This is a genomic window from Pseudomonas sp. WSY_20 (assembly GCF_043104335.1).
In the GTDB taxonomy this organism is placed as follows: Bacteria; Pseudomonadota; Gammaproteobacteria; order Pseudomonadales; family Pseudomonadaceae; genus Aquipseudomonas; species Aquipseudomonas parafulva_B.
The window spans coordinates 21,683-42,365 of record NZ_JBICKP010000010.1 but is presented as its reverse complement, the minus strand read 5'-3'; the positions used below and the strand labels follow the sequence as shown (position 1 = coordinate 42,365).

Here is a 20,683-nt window from a genome sequence, read left to right as displayed (position 1 = left end):
GGCCGAGGGCGTCAGTTGTCCTCGGTGCCGCGCAGGTTCTCGAATTGCGACCAGCCATCGGGGATCAGGTCGCGGACAATGGTTGCGAAATCGGCATTGACCAGCCGCTTCGCCCGGTGCAACAGCACCGGCAGCGGGCTGGAGGGCTCGTGGCGGGCGTAGTACTGCAACAGCCGGTCGAGGCTCTGCTGCACGTCCTCGCGGCTGTTTACTTCGCCCGGGCGGGCGGCAGGCCGGGCGCTGGGGCTGGCGGCGGCGGGCGGCGCTTGCTCGCTGGGGGTCGCCGGTGCTTCGGTGGCGGCCAGGGCAGGGCCTGCCCCGGCTGGGGCGTAATCGGTGAGCACCTGCTGCACCTGGCGCAGCGGCTGGCGCAGAGCCGACAGGTCGACGCCACTGGCCGAGCCGACCTGGTCGTTGACCCGCTGTTCGATGATGTCCACCGCCTCGCGGGCCAGCTGCAGGGCTGCCTGGCACTGCTGCACCTGGTCTTCGTCGGCGTCACGCAGGGCGGCGGCCAGTTCTTCGGCGCTGAGCTGTTCGCTGGCAAAGTGCTGCACGCCGGCGGCATGCAATGCGGCGCGCAGGGTGACCGGGCCGAAGGCGCGCGAGCGCACCAGCACGGCGTCGCGCAGCAGGCCGATATTGGTGTCGCAGGTCAGGCCGGCCAGGGCGTTGACCCGTACCGTGGGGTCGTTGTCGTCGGCGGCGTCCAGCTGCGGGTGCAGGTAGAGCCAATACTCGGCAAGCAGGTCGCGGATCAGTTCCAGGCTGGTGGCCAGGCCCGGCAGGCCATGCAGGGCGAGGTTGGCCTGCAACAGAAAATGGGTGATGCGCAGGTCCTTGCTGCGTTGCAGCAAGCGGCTGCATGCCTGCTCGATGTCGCGCCACTGCGGCGGCTCGGCGGGCTGAACGGCATCGCCCATGACGCGCTCGGGGCGGCCCTGGGCATCACGCTCCAGTTGCAGAAACTCAGCGTCATATTCGAGGTCTTCGCCGCAGGGGAAGTCAGCAGAAACAGCGGCGAGCAACGGCGATGCGTACACCAGAATTCGATCTCCCTATCGGCCCTTGGTGAGGGCGTGTTCTTGTGCGAATTTGCAAATGTGAACTGGCGCACAAACTTTTTAACGCGTGTCGAAGTGGTATCACGATGATATTATTTTGGCACTTCGAAGTTGCGCATTTATGGTTTATTTATTTGCAGGTGTCAAGGTAAGCTACGCGCCGCCGAGTGCCTGCTGTGACGCTGTTGGCAGTAGCCAGGCACCGCTCGTCATGGATTCTGGTTTGGCTACGGCATTGGCGTTACATACCCTTCATATATTTTTGGTTTTTGCCTGGGCTATGTGAATCAAGCGTTGCAGCGGTGTTCGAGTGGCTTGGCGCACTAACTCGAATGGATGGATCGACGTTCTAAACGGATGCAAGGAGGCATGATGGCACTTTGCCTAACTATCACCAGCTATCACAAGATTACCCCTGGACAATGTCCGGAAATGCGGCTGGAGAGCGGTGCCATCACTATTGGTCGCGCGGCTAACAATGACTGGGTACTTCCCGACCCGGAACGGTTGGTATCGTCTCGGCATTGTGTGATCCAGTCCAAGAATGGCCAGTATTACTTGACCGACGACAGCACCAATGGTGTCGAGTTAGTTTGTGCCGGTATTCGTTTGCGTCGTGGTAACAGTGAGCCGTTGATGGATGGCGAAGTTATCCGTATTGGTGAATACGAGATACAGGCGCGGATCGACGCGAGCCTGCCTGGCAGCCTTGAAAGCGAGCCCCAGGCGCACAGTTTCGAAGCGCTGATGGCCAACCAGATGGCCGCCCCGGCCATGCCTGCCCCGGCGATTTCCGGGGCGCCGGCTGCGCTCCTGCAGGGGGCTTCGAGCCATGACACCCTGCCTGACCTGTTCGATTTCCTCGGCCCGGCCAGCGTGCCGCCGGTCAGCCAGCCCGACCACGTCCCTGCCCAGCAGCATGACTTTCGCCCACCAACCCCGTTGGCTCCGCCGGCACCGACTGCCGCCCCGGCCACCCCGGGGATGATCCCGGAAGACTGGGACCTGCTCGGCTCCACGCCGGCTGCAGCGCCGGCGGCAGTGGCCCCGGCCCCGGCTGCGGCTGCGGCTGCGGATAAGATATCGCCACCGTCAGCGCCGCCGGTGAAAGCGGCAGCGGCAGCGGCAGCGGTCGCGCCGCCTGCCGCTGCGCCCGCACCGGCCATGGCCAGCGACGCCCTGTTGCAGGCGTTCCTGCGCGGCGCTGGCATCGAGCACCTGCGCATCGACGCCGCCGATGCCGCCGCGCAGATGGAGGCCATCGGCCGTAGCTACCGCCTGATGGTAGAGGGCCTGATCGATGTTTTGCGTGCGCGCAGTAGCCTGAAGGGCGAGTTCCGCATGCAGCAGACCACCATTGCCCCGGTGCAGAACAACCCGCTGAAATTCGCCCCCAATGCCGACGAGGCGTTGCTGTTGCTGCTGCGCCACGGCAACCAGGCGTTTATGCCGGCAGACCAGGCGGTGCGCGAGAGCTTCGATGATCTGCGCGCTCACCAGCTGGCGGTGATGGCCGGTGTGCAAGCTGCCATCCAGCACTTGCTGGCGTGTTTCCAGCCGGCCCGCCTGGAGCAGCGCCTGGCACCGGCTGCCGGGCTGGCCAAGCTGTTCGGCGGCTCGCGCCAGGCGCATTGCTGGCAGCAGTTTACCGAGCTTTACGGGCAGATTTCCCGCGAGGCCGAAGACGATTTTCAAGAGCTGCTAGGCCGCGAATTCAGCCGCGCCTACCAGGTCCACAGCAGCCGTGCGCAACGTCGCTGAGTGCATCCGGGAAGCCCAAGGTACGTCATGAGGACAAGGATGAAAGCAATACCACTGGTAGCCGCCATGAGCCTGGTGCTGCTCGCGGCCTGCAGCAAGGACACGCCTGCTGCCGCGGTTGCCAACGAGGTGCCGGAGCGCGCCGCCGTGACCCTGTATTTCAGCGCTGCCGCCGGGCTGAACCCGGGCCCTGGTGGCGCCCCGGCGCCGGTCCGGGTGCGCCTTTTCGAGCTGAAGAACAGCGCCGCCTTCGCCCGCGCCGACTACTTTGCCCTGGCCGAACGCGCCCAGGCCACCCTCGGCGCCGACCTGATCGACCAGGACGAAGTGCTATTGCAGCCCGGCGGGCAATTGCGTCTCGAGCGCCCGCTGGACCCCGCCACGCGCCATATCGGCCTGGTGGTCGGTTATCGCGAGATCGACCAGGCCCAGTGGCGCAGCGTAATGCCTGTGCCGCCGCGCGACTACCAGATCAGCCTCGATGTGCGTGACGTGCGCAGCGCCGAGGCCACCCCCCAACCTGAACCTGCCCGCTAGGCAATCGGAGCCCCCATGTCCTGGAACAATCGCGTGGTCTGGTCGGAAGGCATGTTCATCACGACCCAGCATTTCCAACAGCACGACCGCTACCTCGAACACCTGGTAGACGCCCGCAGCCGGCCATTGAGCGCTGCTGCCTGGGGGTTCTCCGAACTGCTGTTCGACCAGGGCCTGCTCGCCCAGGGCAAGGTGGCAATCATCAGTGCCCGCGGCCTGCTGCCCGACGGTACACCGTTCGACATACCCCGCGACGACCTGCCGCCAGCGCCGCTGGAGGTGCCCGACGCGCTGCGCGATGGCGTGGTCCACCTGGGCCTGCCGCTCAAGCGCGCCGGGGCCCGCGACACCGTCGACGAAGGCGAGGCCAGCGCTGGCGCCCGCTACATCAGCCGGGTCAGTGAAGTGCGTGACGACAATGCGCCGTTTGAGAACCGTGCCGCGCTGGCCCTCGGCAGCCGCGCCTTGCGCCTGCTGCTCAGCGAGGATGGCCTGAGCGACTACGCCGCCCTCGGCATGCTGCGCATCCGCGAAAAGCGCGCCGACCGTGCCCTGATGGTGGATGACAGTTACATCCCGCCGCTGCTTGACGTGGCGGCCAGCCAGCAGTTGTCCGGCTTCTGCGGCGAGTTGCTGGGGCTGCTGCACCAGCGTGGCGAAGCGCTGGCCGGGCGAGTGGTCGCCTCGGCCAATGGCGGGGCGTCGGAAATTGCCGACTTCATGCTGCTGCAACTGGTCAACCGCGCCCAGCCGCTGATCGAGCACCTCAATCAGCTGAGCCCGTTGCACCCCGAGCGCCTGTACAGCGAGTTGGTGGCGCTGGCCGGCGAGTTCGCTACCTTCACCCGTGATGGCCGGCGCCCGCTCAGCTTCCCGGTGTACCAGCACGACGACCTGGCAGCGACCTTCGCGCCGGTGATGAGCGCATTGCGCGAGGCCCTCTCGACGCTGATCGACAGCAAGGCGGTGGCGATTCCGATCGTCGAGAAGGCCTACGGCATCCATGTCGGCATGCTCGCCGACCGCAGCCTGCTCGACAGCGCCAGCTTCATCCTCGTGGTGCGCGCCGACGTGCCCAGCGAAACCCTACGCAGCCGCTTCGGCCAACAGAGCAAGATCGGCTCGGTGGAACACATTCGCGACCTGGTCAACCTGCAACTGCCGGGCATCGGCCTGCTGCCGTTGCCGGTGGCGCCACGGCAGATTCCGTTCCACGCCGGTTCCACCTACTTCGAGCTCGACCGTGGCAGCGAACACTGGAAGCAGCTGCAGCATTCCGGTGGCTTTGCCTTCTACGTCGCCGGCGAATTCCCCGGCCTGAGCCTGGCCTTCTGGGCCATTCGAGGATAACTCGCGATGCACCCGGACGATCCGCTGGCCAACGACCGTACCCAGTTCATGCCGCGCCCCGGGGGCCGCGCCGCGCAACCGGCCCCGGCCCCGGCCCCGGCTCTCGCGCCGTTGCAGGTGCCGGCCGAGCCGCTGGCGCCCGGCCAGGGCATGGGCCTCAACCCACTGGAGCAGGCCGCCGGGCCGCTGCTGGCCTTGCTTACCCGTCTGCGCAACACCATCGCCCACTCAGCGCCGGCCAGCCTGCGCGCGCAGTTGCTGGCCTACCTGCGCGAGTTCGAAACTCGTGCCGAAGCTGCTGGGGTCGTGCGTAACGAGGTGCTGCTGGCGCGCTACGCACTGTGCACCGCGCTGGACGAGGCGGTGCTCAGCACGCCGTGGGGCAGTGCCAGCGACTGGAGCCGGCAGAGCTTGCTGATCACCGTGCACAACGAGGCCTGGGGCGGCGAGAAAGTATTCCAGTTGATGGAGCATTGCCTGCAAAGCCCGCGCGAACGCCTCAACCTGCTGGAGCTGCTGTACCTGTGCACCAGCCTCGGCTTCGAAGGCCGCTACCGGGTCATGAACGATGGCCGCGCCCAGCTCGAAGCACTGCGCGAGCGCGCCGCTGCGGCGATTCGCAGCGCCCGTGGCGAGCGCGAGCGCGAACTGTCGCCGCACTGGCGCGGGGCGACCGTGAGCCGCGATCGCCTGGCCCAGTTCGTGCCGCCATGGGTAGGCCTGGCGGTGGCCGTGGCGTTGCTGTTGCTGCTGCTGTTCGGTCTGCGCCTGAAGCTGGCTGCCGATGCCGAGCCGGTGTTCCGTGGTATCCACGCGCTGGGCGAGATCCCGGTGCAGGCCATGGACCGCCCGGTGGTGCAGCCCAAGCCGGTGCAGCGCCCGCGCCTGGCCGGGTTCCTCGCTGACGACATCAAGGCTGGCCGGGTCGCCGTCGAAGATGCGGTGGACCGTTCGGTGGTGACCATTCGCGGCGATGAGCTATTCGCCAGTGCCAGCGCCAGCATCAAGGGCGATTTCCAGCCGTTGGTGCTGCGCATTGCCGACGCCGTGGCCAAGGTCAAGGGCAATGTGCGGGTGACCGGGCATAGCGACAATCAGCGCATCGCGACACTGCGCTTCCCGTCCAACTGGGCCTTGTCGCAGGCGCGCGCCGAAGAGGTCAAGGGCCTGCTCGCTGCGCGCACAGGGCAGCCCGAGCGCTTCAGCGCCGAAGGATTAAGCGACACCGAACCGCTGGCGTCGAACGACACCGCGCAAGGTCGGGCGAAGAATCGCCGGGTTGAAATCACCGTGCTGGCGGAGGGTGTTGAGTGAAGGCGTTGTTCAGTTTTGTCATTCGCTGGGTGATCCCGCTGCTGGGCCTGATCGCCCTGAGCCTGATCATCTGGTTTGTCGGGCCGTTGCTGGAAGTGCTGGCGCCGCCCGCACCGCGCTGGCTGCTGATTGTCCTGCTGTTCGCCGTGTGGGGCGCCTACCGCGCCTGGCGCATCGTGCAGGCGCGTCGGCAGGCGGCCAAGGTCATGCAGAGCCTGGCCGCCGAGACCGCCCCGGACCCGGCCAGCGTGGCCACCGCCGAAGAGCTGGCCGCCCTGCGCCAGCGCATGGACGAGGCCCTGGCCCTACTGAAAAAGGCACGCCTGGGCGGTGACGAGCGGCGCAACCTCTACGAGCTGCCGTGGTACGTGATCATCGGCCCGCCCGGTTCCGGCAAGACTACCGCGTTGGTCAATTCCGGGCTGCATTTCCCGCTGGCCGCGCAATTGGGCAAGGGCGCCATCCGCGGGGTGGGCGGCACGCGCAACTGCGACTGGTGGTTCACCGACCAGGCGGTGCTGCTCGATACCGCCGGCCGCTACACCACCCAGGACAGCCACGCCCAAGTCGACAAGGCGGCCTGGCTGGGCTTCCTCGACCTGCTCAAGACCCAGCGCTCGCGCCGCCCGATCGACGGTGCGTTCATTGCCATCAGCCTGGCCGACCTGCTGCTGGGCAGCGACGCCGAGCGTGCCGCCCATGCCGTAGCGATCCGTGCGCGCATCCAGGAGCTGTACAGCCAGCTGGGCGTGCGCTTCCCGGTGTACCTGATGCTGACCAAGCTGGACCTGGTGCCGGGCTTCATGGAGTTCTTCGACAACCTGGGCAAGGACGAGCGCGCCCAGGTGTGGGGCATGACCTTCCCGCTGGATACCCTCGAGCAGGGTGCTGATAGCCCGTTGGCACAGTTCGACAACGAGTTCGGCCTGCTCGAACAGCGCCTTGGCGAGCGCCTGGTCGAGCGCCTGCAACAGGAACGCGACCCGACCCGGCGCGACCTGATCTACGGCTTTGTGCAACAGTTCGCCGCCCTGCGCGGCGACCTCAAGGGCTTGCTCGATGGCATCTTCAAGCCCAACGCCTTCGAGGCGCGGGCTTTGCTGCGCGGTGTGTATTTCACCAGCGGCACCCAGGAAGGCAGCCCCATCGACCGGCTGATCGGCAGCATGGCCCAGAGCATGGGCCTGGACCGCGCGCAGCTGGCGCGCCAGAGCGGTAGTGGGCGCAGCTATTTCATCGAGCGACTGTTCACGGCTGTGGCCTTCGCCGAGCGCGGCCTGGTCGGCAGCAACCCCAAGGTGGAACGGCGGCGCAGGTGGATCGCCCGTGGCGCGCTGGCCCTGAGCGTGGCGCTGGTGCTGCTGGTCGGCACCTTGTGGGCAGTCAGCTACCGTGCCAACCAGCAATACATCGCCGAGGTCGACAGCCGCCTACAGCCGCTGGGCAAGAGCGTGCAAAGCCTGAGCCCGGCGCAGCGCAACGTCGTCGAGGTGCTGCCGTTGCTCAACACCGTGCGCCATCTGGCCGACGACCCACCCAGCTGGGCCGAGGGCCTGGGCCTGTACCAGGGCGACATGCTCGAAAGCGAATCGCAAAGCCTGTATCGCAAGCTGCTGATCGCCATTTTCGCTCCGCGCCTGGTGACCCGCATCGAGGAGCAGCTGTACGCCGGCGGCCCGTCGGACTACCTCTACGAAGGGCTCAAGGCCTACCTGATGCTGGCCGACGGCGAACACTACGACGCGGACTTCATCAAGGCCTGGATCACCCTGGACTGGGAGCGCCAGCTGCCTCGCGACCTTGCCCCTGATCTGCGCCGGGCCTTGGAACAGCACCTGGCAGCGCTGTTCGACAAGCGCCCGCCAAATGCCCGCCTGGACCAGCGTCTGATCGACGACACCCGGCGCCAGCTGCAACAGCTGCCGGTGGCCCAGCGCGTCTACGACCGGGTCAAGCGCCAGAAGCTGCCGGCTGGGGTCGAAGACTTCCGCGTCAGCGACGCGGCCGGCCGCGATGCGGCCCTGGTGTTTCGCTTCAAGAGCGCCAAGCCGCTGAGCGAGCCGCTGCCGGGGCTGTTTACCGTGCTGGGTTACCGCCAGGCGTTTCTGGCTGCCAGCCTGGCGCAGAGTACCACGCTCGCAGAAGAGCGCTGGGTACTCGGCCGCGCGCCGGGCGAGGCGGACGATGCCAGGCGCCTGGCCGACGATGTGCAGCAGCTTTACTACCAGGATTACATCCGCCAGTGGGATGCCCTGCTCGACGACCTGGACTTCGTGCCGATCACCAGCGTCGGCCAGGCCGCCGATGTGCTGCGGGTGCTGTCCGGGCCCAGCTCGCCGATGAAGCAGCTGCTGCAGGCGGTGGCGCGGGAAACCAACCTGGCGCAGCCGACCACCCTCGACAAGGTTCAGGACAAGGCCCAACAGGCCGGTGTCGACCAGTTACGCCAGCGTCTCGGCGGCCTGCTCGGCGACGCCCCGCTGCCGGCCGACAGCCCTGCTGCCCGCACCCAGGACCCGGTGACCACGCACTTTGCCCAACTGGCTGCGCTGGTTGACAGCGGCGAAGGCCAGCCGGCCGCCATCGACGGCCTGCTCACCGACCTCAACGCGCTTTACGTGCAAGTCAGCGCCATGGTCGGTGCCAGCGGCGACGCGCTGCTGGGCGAGGCCAAGAACCAAGCCCAGGCGGCGGCGCAACGGGTTGCCTTGGGCGCGGCGCGCCAGCCCAAGGTGGTGCAGAACCTGGTCAGCTCGGTACTCGGCTCGACTCACGGCGTGGTCATGGGCGGGGTGCGCAACCAGCTCAACGCCGCCTGGGCCAGCGAAGTGCTGAACGTCTACCGCCAGTCGCTCAGCGGCCGCTACCCGATGGTGGCCGGCAGCTCGCGCGACGCCACCCTGGAAGACTTCGGCCAGTTCTTCGGCGTTGGCGGGGTGATGGACAGCTACTTCCGCAAGTACCTGCAGCCCTACGTCAACACCTCCAGCACACCCTGGAGCTGGCAGCCGGGCGCGGCGCAGAAGCTTGGGATTAACAGCAACGTGCTGTACACCTTCCAGCGCGCGGCGACCATTCGCGATGCCTTCTTCCGCAGCGGCAATGGCCTGCAGCCAGGCGTGCGCTTCGAGCTCAAGCCAGTGGCGATGGACGCCAGCATCACCCAGTTTCTGCTCGACCTCGACGGTCAGCAGGTCAGCTACGACCACGGCCCGAGCCGCCCGGTGGCGTTGCAGTGGCCCAACCCCAACAGCATCGGCGTGGTGCGCCTGGCGATCGCGCCGCCGGCGGCCAGCGGCCGTTCTGGGTTGACCATGGAAGGGCCGTGGGCGTGGTTCCGCCTGCTCGACCAGTCCGACCTGGTGGCCGGTAGCTCGCCGGAGCGCTTCAACCTGCGCTTGCGCGTGGACGGCGCCAGTGCGTCGTACGAGCTGCGTGCCGGCAGCGCCTTCAACCCGTTCCGCAGCCGAGTGGTCAGCGGTTTCAGCCTGCCGGAGCGCCTGTGAACGACGTGGGTTTCTACGGAAAAATGGCCTGTCGCGGCGACTTCGTCAGCCGTGGCCTGCCACAGAGTTTCATCCAACCCTGGGACCAGTGGCTGGCTGCCGGTATCCAGGCCAGCCAGCAGGCGCTTGGCGAGGGCTGGCTGCAGGCCTATCTGGTCAGCCCGCTGTGGCGCTTTGCCCTGGCGCCCGGGGTGTGTGGCCCGGAAGCGGTGGTCGGCGTGCTGATGCCGAGCATCGATCGGGTCGGGCGCTACTTTCCGCTGAGCGTGGCGCAGTTGCTGGAGCCCGGCGTGGCACTTGCGGGTATCGTTGGCGGCGCCGATGAATGGTTCGAAGGGGTCGAGGCGGCGTTACTGGGCACGCTTGCAGCAGAGGCAACGTTCGAGCATTTCACGGCAGCCCTGCAGCCTTATCGCGACGCCCCCCCACTGCTGCAGGGGCCACGGCTGACCGTGGGCGGCTTGCAGCGGCTGAACGGCACCACCTCGCAAGGCCGGGCATTGGCCCTGGCCGAATGCGCCTGTGACGGCATGAGCCTGTGGTGGGGGAAGGGCAGCGAGCGGATCGCGCCAGGCCTGTTGCGCAGCCAGGGCCTGCCACGCAGCGAGCAGTTCGCCGCATTTTTACTGGGCAGCGAGGCGAGGCCGGCATGAGCAGCGTGCGCTACAGCGCGGCCAGCTACAGCCATGTCGGCATGGTCCGCAAGATCAACGAAGACGCTTGCCTGGAGCTGACCTGGGATGGCCTGTGGGCCGTTGCCGACGGCATGGGCGGGCATGCCGCCGGCGATTATGTCAGCAGCCTGGCGGTGGACAGCCTGCGCCAGCTGCCGCTGATCGATGGGCTGGAGGAATTTACCCAGGCCTTGCGCGACACCCTGGCCCGGGTCAACCGTGCGGTGCGCGAGCAAACCCTTCGCCAGGGCGTGGCGATGATGGGCAGCACGGTGGTGGTACTGGCCGCACGCGGCGACCGCGCCGTGGGCCTGTGGGCCGGTGACAGCCGCCTGTACCGCCTGCGCGATGGCCGCATCGAGCGCCTGTCGCATGACCACAGCTATGTCCAGGAACTGCAGGACAGCGGCCTGCTCAACGAGGCCGAGGCCCGCATACACCCACGCGGCAACATCGTCACCCGCGCCATCGGCGTCGAGGACCAGCTCGACCTGCAGGCGGTGAGCGTGCAGGTGCAGCCCGGCGACACCTACCTGTTGTGCAGCGATGGCTTGAACAAGACCGCCGAAGACCACGAGATCGCCGATGTGCTCGGCCATGCCGACCCCTACCAGGTGGTCCGCAGCCTGGTGCACCTGGGGCTGACCCGTGGCGCGCCCGACAACATCACCGCCGTGGTGGTGAAGGCGAATTGAAGAGCACCCTGAACATGCAGATTCCCGGATTCGACATCGACAGCGAGATTGGCCAGGGCGCCATGGCCAGTGTCTACCTGGCCACCCAGCGCTCGCTGCAGCGCAAGGTGGCGCTGAAGGTAATGGCCGCAAGCCTTGCCGCCGACCCCATCTTCTGCGAACGCTTCCTGCGCGAAGGGCGCACCCTGGCGCGTCTGTCGCACCCGCACATCGCCACGATCCATGACATCGGCAATATCGGCGAGCTGTACTACATGGCCATGGAGTACCTGCCCAGCGGCACCCTGAAGGAGCGCATAGCCGCCGGGCTTTCGCCTGAGCAGGGCCTGCTCTACGTGCGGCAGATCACCCAGGCGCTGGGCTATGCACACGCCCAGGGCTTGGTGCACCGCGATGTGAAACCGGCCAACATCCTGTTCCGCGCCGACGGCACGGCGGTGCTCTCGGACTTCGGTATCGCCAAGTCGCTGGATGACCGCACCCAGTTCACCCAGGCCGGGTTCGCCGTCGGCACCCCGAGCTACATGAGCCCGGAGCAGGCGCGCGGCATGGACATCGACGGCCGCGCCGACCTGTATGCGCTTGGCGTGGTGCTGTACGAGATCCTTGTCGGCGAGCTGCCCTACCGTGGTACCGATGCCTTGTCGACCGCACTGGCGCACCTGACCGAGCCGCTGCCGGAACTGCCGATCGAGCACGGGCGCTTTCAGAGCATCCTGCGCGGCTTGCTGGCCAAGGACCCCGAGCAGCGCTTTGCCGATGCTGCCGCGTTGCTGGCAGCACTCGACCGCTTGCCTGTCGATGACCAGGACAGCACAGTGATCCGGCCATTGCCGGTGGCGATGCCGGGCAAGGCTGAGCTGGGCGGACTGACGCCGGTATCCATCGATATCCCGCAGGCCGTAGCTGCGCCAGTCGCCAGCCCCGCGCCTGCACCCGAGCCGACCCGGCCGCAACCGAGCGCGCCAGCGCAAGCCGGCCCGGGCAAACCGGCCAAAGCGCTGCTGGCCGTGGCCATCGCCGCGGCGCTGGGCCTGGGGGTGACCTGGTTGTGGTGGCCGGCCGATAGCGACCAGCCGGCTGCGCCGCCGCCCGTGACGCAAGCCGCCAGCCAGGTGCAGACACCGGCCACGCCGCCACTCGCCGCCAGCGAGGATGGCCGGCCATTACTGATGCCCGGCAAGAAAACCCTGTTCCAGCGCGTGCTGAGCAAGCCCGAGGCGCAACTGCTGGCGCGGCCCGGCGACAGCGCGGGTGAACCCCTGCCGGCTTTTTCGGTGTTGTACGTGTACCAGCGCAAGGACATCGACGGCCAGCAGTGGCTGGAAGTTGGCACCTCCAGTGCCGGCCAGCGCGATGGCTGGTTGCCGGCGACCCAGGCCAGTGACTGGAAGCAGAGCCTGGTGCTCAAGTTCACCGAGCGTTCCGGCCGTTCACCGGTGATGTTCATGCGTCAGGCCGATGACCTGCAGCAGATGCTCGACGACAGCGGCAAGGCCCGCGCCGAGCTGCTCAAGGCGCAGCAGCAGCCGGAGCAGGCGCCGCAGGTGCTGGCGCTGGAGCCGGCCGCCAGCGCGGTGCCGCAGAACCAGTTCTACCTGATGCCGATCTTCGACTATCGCGAAAGCTTCGGTGCCGACGGTCAGCCGGTGCAGTTGCTCAACGTCGCCTCCATCGACCCCGGCAGCCGCGCGCGCAGCCAGCCGGCTACGGCTGCCGGCGCGGCGCTTATGGCGGACAACCGCTTCCGCACCGGCATCGTCCTGGTGGTCGATACGTCGGTGTCCATGCAGCCGTACATCGACCGGGTGCGTCAGGTGGTCAGCGAACTGCAGGCGCAACTGGCCGCGCGTGGCGAGCTGGACAATGTCAGCTTCGGCCTGGTGGGCTTTCGCAACAGCGTCAAGCGCACCCCCGGCCTGGATTACCTGAGCAAGACCCTGGTCAGCCTGGAGCAGGGCCGCGACCCGGCGCGCTTCCTCAAGGCCGCCGCGCAGGTCAAGGCCACCAGCGTTTCCAGCCATTCGTTCAATGAAGATGCCTTCGCCGGGGTGATGCAGGCCGTCGAGGGCATGGACTGGTCCGGCTACGGCGGGCGTATCGTGCTGCTGGTCAGCGATGCCGGCGCGCTGCGCAAGAACGACCCCTACAGCAGCACACAGATGAACGAGGCCGAGGTCCGCCAGGCTGCGCTGAGCAAGCAGATCAAGATCTATGCCCTGCACCTGCGCACGCCAGCCGGGGCGAACAACCATGGCGCAGCCGAAAGCCAGTACCGCGTGCTGACCGCCGACAGCAACCCGCAGATCGGCGACCTCTACGTGGGCGTGCCGGGCGGCGATGTCGGGGCCTTTGGCGAGCGCGTGCGCGAGATCGGCTCAACGTTCGCCGAGCTGGTGCACCAGGTGCGCCAGCAGCAGGCGCAGCCGCTGCCGCAACTGAACGCCGGGGCAACCCTGGCGGCCAAGACCCAGGCCATCGGCTATGCCATGCACATGGACTTCCTTGGCCGTGCCGGCGCCAGCCAGGCGCCGCAGCTGGTCAGCGCCTGGGTCGCCGACCGCGACCTGATCAACCCGGCATTGCCGAGCCTGCAAGTGTGCGTGATGCTGACCAAGCTGCAGCTCAACGACCTGCAGCAGTCGCTGAAGCTGATCGTCGATGCCGCGCGCAAGACCCGCAGCTCGCCAGGCGATTTCTTCAACGAAATCGCCAGCGCCAGTGCTTACATGAGCCGCGACCCGGGCGCGCTGCCCAAGGGCGCCAACCTGGCCCAGGGCGGGGTACTCGGCGAATACCTCGAAGGCCTGCCGTACCGCAGCAAGTCGCTGAGCATGACCGAAGACCTGTGGCTGTCGCTGTCGGTGGCCGAACAGGAGGACTTCATCGACGAGCTGGACTCGAAGATCCGCCTGTACGAAACCTTCCACAACGACATGGCCAACTGGGTGCGTTTCGGCAACGCCGAGCCCGGCGATGCCCTGTACCGTGTGCCGTTGTCGACGCTGCCGTGATGATCAGCCTGCACGGGGTGCGCAAGACGCGCGGGCAGGGCGCCCAGCGCTATAGCCTGCAAATTGACCAGCTGCAGCTGGCGGCGGGCGCGCGGGTGGCGCTGGTCGGCCCAAGCGGCTGCGGCAAGAGCACCTTGCTCGACCTGCTGGCGCTGGTGCTGGCGCCGGATGCCGCCGACGCTTTCGTCGTCGCCGGCAGCGACGTGGCCGGCCTGTGGCAGCAGGGCCGCCTGGACCGGTTGGCAGCGCTGCGCAGCCGCCAGCTGGGCTACGTGCTGCAGGCTGGCGGGTTGCTCGGCTTTCTGGATGTGCGCGGCAATATCCGCCTGCCCCGGCAACTGCTGGGCCTAGCCGAGGACGGCAGCGTCGAGCGCCTGGCCGAAGCGCTGGATGTGCACGATCAGCTGGCCAAGAAGCCTGCCGCGTTGTCGCTAGGGCAACGCCAGCGAGTCAGCTGTGCCCGTGCCCTGGCGCATGCGCCCGCGTTGTTGTTGGCCGATGAACCTACCGCAGCGCTGGACCCGGTGAACGCCGAGCGGGTCATGCAGCTGCTGCTGCGCGAGGCCCAGGCACGCCAGGTGACCTGTGTGCTGGCCACCCATGACGAAGCATTGGCACGCCGGGCCGGGTTGAGCGTGCTGCGCATGGCCTGCCGCCGCGATGCCGACGGCGGCGTCACCGCCACACTGGGGCAGGCCTGCTGATGCGCGCGTGGCTGATCGCCGGCCTGGCCTGGCAGGACTACCGCAACGATGCGCGGCTGTCGGCGTGCAGCGTGCTGGCACTGGTCGCAGTGATCGCACCGTTGCTGGTGCTGTTCGGGCTCAAGTTTGGCCTGGTCGGCAGCCTGACCGAGCGCCTGCAACGCGACCCGACGGTGCGCGAGATCGTGCCGCTGGGCGGGGGGCGTTTCGGCGCCGATTTCATCCACGAACTGGCGCAGCGACCGGACGTTGCCTTTGCCATCGCCCGTACCCGGCAGATCGCCGCTACCGCCGAGCTGTTGCTGCCGGCACGCGGGCGTGCGGTGACCGTGGAGATGCTGCCGACCGCTGCCGGCGATCCGTTGTTGCAGCAGGTGACGCCGCCGCAGGGGCTGCAGCAGGTGGTATTGAGCTTTACCGCCGCTGAAAAGCTCGGTGCCACGGCCGGTGACGAGCTGCAGGCCAGCTTCAGCCGGCAGCAGGCCGGCCAGCTGCAATGGCGCCAGACCCGCCTGCAGGTGGCGGCGGTGCTGCCGCTGGCGGCGTTCGAGCGCGATGGCCTGTTCGCCTCTCTGGCCCTGCTCGAGGCGGTCGAGGACTACCGCGACGGGCGCGGCGTGCCGGCGCTGGGCTGGCCGGGCGAGGCCGCAGGCAGCGATACCCGGCGGGTGTACCCGGCGTTTCGCCTGTATGCCCGGGGGTTGGCCGATGTCGAGCCGCTGCGCGCGTATTTCGCCGAACGCAAGTGGCTGGTATCGACCCAGGCGGCGCAGATCGCCCAGGTGCAGGCGCTCAGCCGCAACCTCGACCTGGTGTTCTGGATCATCACCAGCCTGGCCGTGGCCGGTGCCCTGGCTGCCGTCGCCGCTGGCGCCCTGGCGGCGGTACAGCGCAAGCAGCGCGAACTGGCGGTGCTGCGCCTGCTGGGGTTCGGCACGGCGGCGCTGCTGCTGTTCGTGGTGCTGCAGGCGCTGTACAGCAGCGTGCTGGCGGCGGCCGCAGCCGGCGGCCTGTACCTGCTGGCCGAGCAGGGCTTGAACCGAATATTCACGCAGGTGCCCGGCGAACACGCCAGCCACCTGTTGCCGATGCATTACCTCGTTGCGTTGTCTACGGTGCTGCTGGCCAGCACCGCCGCCGCTGCCTTGGGCGGCTGGCGGGTGACGCGCATCGATGCCAGTCAAGGAATCCGTGATGTCTGAACTTCGCGCTGGGGCTGCGGCCCTGCTGTTGACCACGCTGGGCCTGGCCGCCTGCTCACCAGGCGCCGAAGAGCAGCCTGCCAAGCCGCAGGCCACCGCTGCCAGCGCCCCGACACAGGCACAGGCACCGGCACCGGCACCGGCAGTCGACACCAGCAAGCTGGACAACCCCAAGCCGTTGCCGGGTGACGTCAGCCTGCCGCTGCCGTGCGGCGGCGAGTTGGTGCTGCGCAGTGTCTATGTGCTGGCCCAGGGCAGCCTGGACGACCGCGAGGTCAACCTCGGCTACCCGTTCAGCGAGGGTGAGGCCGGCTACCAGCAGTCGTTCATTTCCGGCTACCGGCGTGACTTCATCAACGGCCAGTTCAGCCTGCACGACCTTTCCGCCGACTGGCAGAAAGCCGTCGCCCCGAGCCTACCCAGGCTCGACCAGACCGGCCCGCTCAAGCCGATGATGTATTTCATCGGTAAGTACGAGGTCAGCGCCCGTCAATACGCGCAGGTGATGGCCCAGGCGCAATCGCTGGCCAGCGGCGAGCCGGCGCCGGCCTGCCAGCCCGACACCACGGCGGCCGGGCGCCTGCCCAAGGTCAAGCTGTCGCGTTTCGAGGCCGAGCGCTTCGCTGCGGTGTACAGCGCCTGGCTGCTCAAGCATCACCGCGAGCTGCTGCCGGTCAGTGGCCGTGGCAGCAAGGCCGAGGACGGCGGGGTCGGCTTCGTGCGCCTGCCCACCGAAGTGGAGTGGGAGTTCGCTGCCCGGGGTGGCTCGGCGGTGAGCCGCCAGGAGCTGGAAGGGCGCCTGTTCCCGCGCAAGGTGCCGGGCAGTGACAGCGACGGGCCGCTGGCCGATTGGGCAGTGTTCAACCAAGTGGCCGGTGGCACCGGGCAGGCTGCCCGGCTGATGCCGATCGGCACCCGCCTGCCAAACCCGCTGGGGCTGTTCGATATGATCGGCAATGCTGCGGAAATGGTCCAGGAGTCGTTCCAGCTGGTGCATGGCGGCCGCCTGCAAGGCGCCTATGGCGGCTTCGTGGTCAAGGGCGGCAATTACCTGGAAGGCGAAGGGACCTTGTTCACCGGCATGCGCCGCGAGTACCCGCTGTTCGGCGCCGACGGTACCGAACAGCGCAACGAGACCACCGGCTTCCGGGTGGCCATCGGCGCTCTGTCGGCACCCCGTTCGCGCTACCAGGAACTGTTCGAGCAGTGGCAGAAACAAGGCCGCCTGATCAGCCTGACCGATGACATCGACGCCGCCCAGGACCCGACCAAGCGCCTGGACAGCCTCATCGCCGCCACCACCGACCCACGCCAACAAGCCGAGCTGGGCCTGGTCAACGAAGAGCTCAAGCGCAGCGTGTCGCTGATCGGCCGCCAGCGCGAGGAAGCTGCCGGCAACCTGATCCAGTCCGCCGCGCTGGTGGCCGAAACCATCAACAACTACAACATCCGCCTGACCAACCTGCGCAACACCCAGGCCGAGGCTCAGGCGCGCGGTGACCAGACCAGCGTGCGTATGTACGCCGCCGCCATCAGCAACGGCCGCGCCGCCCTCGATGGCGCGGTGGCGATCTACATCGACAACCTGGCCAGTGGCACGCGCTACACCGAGGCGGTGATCCAGGCGCAGTTCCAGCGGGTCAAGGAAGAACTCAACCGCAAGCCGGTCCTGGGCAACAGCCTGGTGAGCCGTGCGACCCTGTTCGTCCGCCACGTTGGGGAGTACCGCCAGAACCGGCGGGCCGACCCGGCGACGATCCTCAAGGAGCTCCTGGCATCGGCCGCGGCGCGGCCCTCGTAGTAGTGGCTTCTGCCTGACGTACCCGCGGTGGGCATGAGGCCCGCCGTTTTAACCAACCACGTGAGAAAGTGACATGCTCAAGACCCTCTTCACGGCTTCCCATGCCCGTTCCGCCCTGCTGCTCGCCGCAGGTTTCAGCACTGTCCTGGTCGCCGGCTGCTCCAGCTCGCCGGTGTCCAAGGTGGGTGCCACGACCAAGGTCGAGTACTACCCGAGCTGCTACGAGCCGGTGCAGCACCTGCGTTCCACCGACGGTGACATGACCCGCTCGGTGGCCAGCGGTGCGGTCATCGGCGCCCTCGGCGGTGCCTTGACCGGCGCCCTGATCGACGGCGACAACCGCGGTCGCAATGCCGCCATCGGTGCAGCAGGTGGTGCCCTGGTGGGTGGCGCCGCCGGCTACTACACCGAGCGCCAGAAGCAGATCAGCGACGACAAGCAGCGCATCGCCTCGTACGCCACCGACATTGACAAGAGCGCCGCCGACCTGGACCGCACTACGGCCTATGCCAAGGCTTCGCAAAGCTGCTACCAGCGTGAGTTCACCAGCCTGATCGCAGGCCGCAAGGCCAACCGCATCAACGACACCGAAGGGCGCAAGCGCCTGGCCGAGATCGTCTCGGGCCTGCAGGAGTCGAACAAGCTGCTGGCCACCGTCAATGGCCGCGTCGCGGAAAACCTCGACAGCTACACCCAGGCCTACGAGCAGGACCTCAAGCAGGTCGGCGTGGCGCGTACCGAAGTCGCCACCGTGGCCGCACCGGCCAAGACCACCGGCAAGAAGACCCAGGCCAAGAAGGTCAACAAGGCCGTGCCGCAAGAGGCCGTAGCCACCGAGAAGACCCTGCAGAAGGCCGCCACCAAGAAGGCCGAGGCCCAACAGGTGGCCAACGCTGGCGTGGACCAGGTCAACAAGATGTGCCGCAGCCCCGACATGGGTGACTGGGCGCCGGTACCGTGCCCGAACGTGTAATCCCACGCTGCGTTGCGCTCGCGCCGCTGCACCCGCAGCCCGTGTGCAGGTCGCCTGACCTGCCTGGGCCGCGGTTGCGCCGGCGCAGCGGTTTTTTGAAACTAGGAGAGTTGTTGTGACAGACCTGATGACCGACGTGCTCGGCGGCTACCGGCAGCAAATGGCACGCCAGCGGTTGTTGCTGACCCTCGACCAGCAGAAGCTATTCAGGGCCATTGATTCCGACCCGGGTATCGTTGGCGCGGGTGTTGTCTACATCGATGCCCAGTACAACGTGATCGTCCTGCGCGAATTCAAGCCGATCTGCAGCATCGCGCCCAAGCGCGTGATTTTGCAGGAGGCGCCACCTTACAAGTCACCTGAACAGTTCATGACCCAGCTGCAGACCGGCGCTCGTGAGCGCAAGGTGATGGCAGAGGCCGTGAACGCCAGTTTGAGTTGCCTGTCGGCCTACCTGGGTTGGGTCGTCATGTTCAGCGGCACCATTGCCGTACCTTTCACTGGCGGCGCCAGCATGGTGTTGACGGCGGTCGGTTATGCCGCCGCAGCGGCAGGGACCGGGCAGTGCATGATGGGCGGGTATCGGGTGTTCAACGAAGTGTTCGACCCTGGGCAGAACGACTGGCTCGACAGTAATGACACGGTCCAGACGGTAATGAGCATACTCGACGGCGTAGCGCTGGCCGGTGTGGGCGCATCGAGCCTGACCACCGTGCGTTTCCTGCAGGCACGCAAAGCGGCGACCGGTAAGGGCTGGAGAGAGCTGTTCCAGAGCCTGTCGCGGCAGCAGCGCAAGGCCCTGGCCGAGGAACTTCTGCAGATCAAGCACCCGTCGCTCACCGCCAAGCAGCTGAAGCTGAAGCAGGCGGCGGGTACCGCGATCAAGCGTTTCACCCCCACCCAAATCCAGCACGCCACGCATACCTTGATCAAGGACTCGATTGGCGGCTTGTCGGGTTTTGCCAGCAGTAGCTTCGTGCAGTCGGTTGCCGTGGGGCTTTATGAGGAAATTGACGAATGACCCATGGCCAGGAACTGCAAGCATTCCTTTCCCGTTATTTCGGCGTGTTCATTGCCGAGTTTTTCTTTTCCTGCATGGCGCTGGGCGGTACCGTCTCGCTGGTGTTCTCCACCTATATGCGCGGTTCAGACCCTGAACTCTCGGTGATGGTGCTGGCGGCAGCCGGTGTAGTGAGCGCCGCCTCGCATATCGCCATGGTGCGTGGCTTTGCCTGGGGCGTGCGCGGTGTGGTCGGCATCCTCGTGGTTGCCTTGCTCGCCGCATTGCCCAGCTACGGTTATCGCCCGCACATGGGGGGGTATATTTCCGTCCTGGTGTTCGGTTTGCTGGCTCTGCTGATCATCAACAGCCAGCGCTACCGGGACATGCGTGTTCGCCTGATGGAGTATCGGGACATCCGTAAATTCAACCGCCGGGTAGCGAAAGCCGGTAAATGACACCTTTGTGTTGATGTAACGAGGCTATCTGAATGAATCTGCGCCAAAAGCGTACCTGGCTTGGCGGTTTGCTGTTGCCCTTGCTCGCCGCCTGCAACGGGCACAAGGTCGAACGCGTCGTGGTGTATGAAAACGACGTCCATCACTGGCGCATCGAGCACGTGGTAGCGCACAACTGGCCTGCTGGGTCTCGCCAGTACTACGAGGTATTTCTCAAAGACCGCTTGCTGATCCTGCCCGCTAACACCTTCAACGACGTGCGCGACATCCGCGAGTTCATTGCCGCCGGCGGCTTCGATATCAGCAACTGGCGCAACGATACGGTCGTTGTGGCGTTCGAGAACGTGCAGGAGCGCAAGGGCGGCAACGAGCACTTTGTCCGCTCGCTGATGATCACCCCGACGCACCAGGAAGGGGAGGTGATACTGGCCGACATGACCACCCGCCAGCAGGTTGCCGTGCAGCGGGTGGAGCCGGGTGGTGATCACTGACGTGGGTGACGGCTTGCGCTGCAACCATAAGGTGAACAGCGGACTGAGGGGGAGTGACACCGGTCTCTCTGGTGCCATTAGCGCTTCCATCTGCTTTCCACTTGCGTGGCCTGAGCGCTCGACCCACTCTGGGCGGATA

General features: G+C 67.0%; 16 protein-coding genes. 15 read left to right on the top strand and 1 reads right to left on the bottom strand.

All coding sequences use genetic code 11. The features are described from left to right. Nucleotides 1–11: 11 nt before the first annotated feature. Nucleotides 12–1,043: a type VI secretion system protein TssA gene (gene tssA, locus ACF8E5_RS01925; RefSeq protein WP_392474838.1), complete on the bottom strand. Its 1,032-nt coding sequence runs from the start codon at nucleotides 1,041–1,043 to the stop codon at nucleotides 12–14. 393 nt (nucleotides 1,044–1,436) lie between these two features. On the opposite strand from tssA, the gene tagH reads away from it, so the two are divergent. The 15 genes from tagH (at nucleotide 1,437) to ACF8E5_RS01850 (ending at nucleotide 20,544) form a co-directional block, all read left to right on the top strand. Next, a complete protein-coding gene (gene tagH / locus ACF8E5_RS01920; RefSeq protein WP_392474837.1) occupies nucleotides 1,437–2,825 on the top strand; it encodes a type VI secretion system-associated FHA domain protein TagH in 1,389 nt (462 codons plus the stop codon). Nucleotides 2,826–2,864: 39 nt separating this feature from the next. Beyond that, nucleotides 2,865–3,362 carry a type VI secretion system lipoprotein TssJ gene (gene tssJ, locus ACF8E5_RS01915; RefSeq protein ID WP_182139756.1) on the top strand — a complete coding sequence of 166 codons (498 nt, stop codon included), beginning with the start codon at nucleotides 2,865–2,867 and terminating at the stop codon, nucleotides 3,360–3,362. A 15-nt stretch (nucleotides 3,363–3,377) separates the two neighbouring features. Next, complete coding sequence (gene tssK / locus ACF8E5_RS01910; protein WP_144966216.1) at nucleotides 3,378–4,712, top strand: type VI secretion system baseplate subunit TssK; 1,335 nt, start codon at nucleotides 3,378–3,380, stop codon at nucleotides 4,710–4,712. A gap of 6 nt (nucleotides 4,713–4,718) precedes the next feature. Continuing rightward, nucleotides 4,719–6,026 carry a DotU family type VI secretion system protein gene (locus ACF8E5_RS01905; RefSeq protein WP_196186212.1) on the top strand — a complete coding sequence of 436 codons (1,308 nt, stop codon included), beginning with the start codon at nucleotides 4,719–4,721 and terminating at the stop codon, nucleotides 6,024–6,026. Next, nucleotides 6,023–9,532 (top strand): type VI secretion system membrane subunit TssM, encoded by a 3,510-nt coding sequence (gene tssM, locus ACF8E5_RS01900; protein WP_392474835.1) that lies wholly within the window; start codon nucleotides 6,023–6,025, stop codon nucleotides 9,530–9,532. Before ACF8E5_RS01905 ends, tssM begins: the two co-directional genes overlap by 4 nt. Beyond that, nucleotides 9,529–10,185, top strand: a complete 657-nt coding sequence (gene tagF / locus ACF8E5_RS01895) for a type VI secretion system-associated protein TagF (protein WP_196186214.1) — start codon at nucleotides 9,529–9,531, stop codon at nucleotides 10,183–10,185. Before tssM ends, tagF begins: the two co-directional genes overlap by 4 nt. Continuing rightward, nucleotides 10,182–10,901 carry a PP2C family serine/threonine-protein phosphatase gene (locus ACF8E5_RS01890; RefSeq protein WP_182139760.1) on the top strand — a complete coding sequence of 240 codons (720 nt, stop codon included), beginning with the start codon at nucleotides 10,182–10,184 and terminating at the stop codon, nucleotides 10,899–10,901. The genes tagF and ACF8E5_RS01890 overlap by 4 nt, the downstream gene beginning before the upstream one ends. 8 nt (nucleotides 10,902–10,909) lie before the next feature. Then, entirely contained in the window at nucleotides 10,910–13,915 is a 3,006-nt protein-coding gene (locus ACF8E5_RS01885; protein ID WP_392474841.1) for a serine/threonine-protein kinase, read from the top strand. After that, nucleotides 13,915–14,619 carry an ATP-binding cassette domain-containing protein gene (locus ACF8E5_RS01880; RefSeq protein ID WP_196135269.1) on the top strand — a complete coding sequence of 235 codons (705 nt, stop codon included), beginning with the start codon at nucleotides 13,915–13,917 and terminating at the stop codon, nucleotides 14,617–14,619. The genes ACF8E5_RS01885 and ACF8E5_RS01880 overlap by 1 nt, the downstream gene beginning before the upstream one ends. Beyond that, nucleotides 14,619–15,821: an ABC transporter permease gene (locus tag ACF8E5_RS01875; RefSeq protein WP_392474833.1), complete on the top strand. Its 1,203-nt coding sequence runs from the start codon at nucleotides 14,619–14,621 to the stop codon at nucleotides 15,819–15,821. Before ACF8E5_RS01880 ends, ACF8E5_RS01875 begins: the two co-directional genes overlap by 1 nt. After that, a complete protein-coding gene (locus tag ACF8E5_RS01870) occupies nucleotides 15,814–17,622 on the top strand; it encodes a formylglycine-generating enzyme family protein (protein ID WP_392474832.1) in 1,809 nt (602 codons plus the stop codon). The genes ACF8E5_RS01875 and ACF8E5_RS01870 overlap by 8 nt, the downstream gene beginning before the upstream one ends. A 73-nt stretch (nucleotides 17,623–17,695) precedes the next feature. Then, nucleotides 17,696–18,595, top strand: coding sequence for a type VI secretion system-associated lipoprotein TagQ (gene tagQ, locus ACF8E5_RS01865; RefSeq protein ID WP_196142241.1), 900 nt, complete (start codon nucleotides 17,696–17,698; stop codon nucleotides 18,593–18,595). A gap of 127 nt (nucleotides 18,596–18,722) precedes the next feature. After that, nucleotides 18,723–19,616 (top strand): NAD synthetase, encoded by an 894-nt coding sequence (locus ACF8E5_RS01860; RefSeq protein WP_078479393.1) that lies wholly within the window; start codon nucleotides 18,723–18,725, stop codon nucleotides 19,614–19,616. Next, complete coding sequence (locus ACF8E5_RS01855; RefSeq protein WP_058638522.1) at nucleotides 19,613–20,053, top strand: hypothetical protein; 441 nt, start codon at nucleotides 19,613–19,615, stop codon at nucleotides 20,051–20,053. The genes ACF8E5_RS01860 and ACF8E5_RS01855 overlap by 4 nt, the downstream gene beginning before the upstream one ends. A 32-nt stretch (nucleotides 20,054–20,085) precedes the next feature. After that, the gene (locus tag ACF8E5_RS01850; protein WP_058638521.1) at nucleotides 20,086–20,544 is read left to right on the top strand and encodes a hypothetical protein; all 459 of its coding nucleotides are present in this window, start codon (nucleotides 20,086–20,088) and stop codon (nucleotides 20,542–20,544) included. The last annotated feature ends 139 nt before the right edge of the window (nucleotides 20,545–20,683 follow it).

Coding starts and splice junctions, on each gene's coding strand:
- ACF8E5_RS01880 (WP_196135269.1), top strand. CDS start 13,915: ATGATCAGCCTGCACGGGGTGCGCAAGACGCGCGGGCAGGGCGCCCAG.
- tssK (WP_144966216.1), top strand. CDS start 3,378: ATGTCCTGGAACAATCGCGTGGTCTGGTCGGAAGGCATGTTCATCACG.
- tagQ (WP_196142241.1), top strand. CDS start 17,696: ATGCTCAAGACCCTCTTCACGGCTTCCCATGCCCGTTCCGCCCTGCTG.
- tssJ (WP_182139756.1), top strand. CDS start 2,865: ATGAAAGCAATACCACTGGTAGCCGCCATGAGCCTGGTGCTGCTCGCG.
- ACF8E5_RS01890 (WP_182139760.1), top strand. CDS start 10,182: ATGAGCAGCGTGCGCTACAGCGCGGCCAGCTACAGCCATGTCGGCATG.
- ACF8E5_RS01905 (WP_196186212.1), top strand. CDS start 4,719: ATGCACCCGGACGATCCGCTGGCCAACGACCGTACCCAGTTCATGCCG.
- ACF8E5_RS01870 (WP_392474832.1), top strand. CDS start 15,814: ATGTCTGAACTTCGCGCTGGGGCTGCGGCCCTGCTGTTGACCACGCTG.
- ACF8E5_RS01855 (WP_058638522.1), top strand. CDS start 19,613: ATGACCCATGGCCAGGAACTGCAAGCATTCCTTTCCCGTTATTTCGGC.
- ACF8E5_RS01860 (WP_078479393.1), top strand. CDS start 18,723: ATGACCGACGTGCTCGGCGGCTACCGGCAGCAAATGGCACGCCAGCGG.
- tagH (WP_392474837.1), top strand. CDS start 1,437: ATGGCACTTTGCCTAACTATCACCAGCTATCACAAGATTACCCCTGGA.
- ACF8E5_RS01875 (WP_392474833.1), top strand. CDS start 14,619: ATGCGCGCGTGGCTGATCGCCGGCCTGGCCTGGCAGGACTACCGCAAC.
- ACF8E5_RS01850 (WP_058638521.1), top strand. CDS start 20,086: ATGAATCTGCGCCAAAAGCGTACCTGGCTTGGCGGTTTGCTGTTGCCC.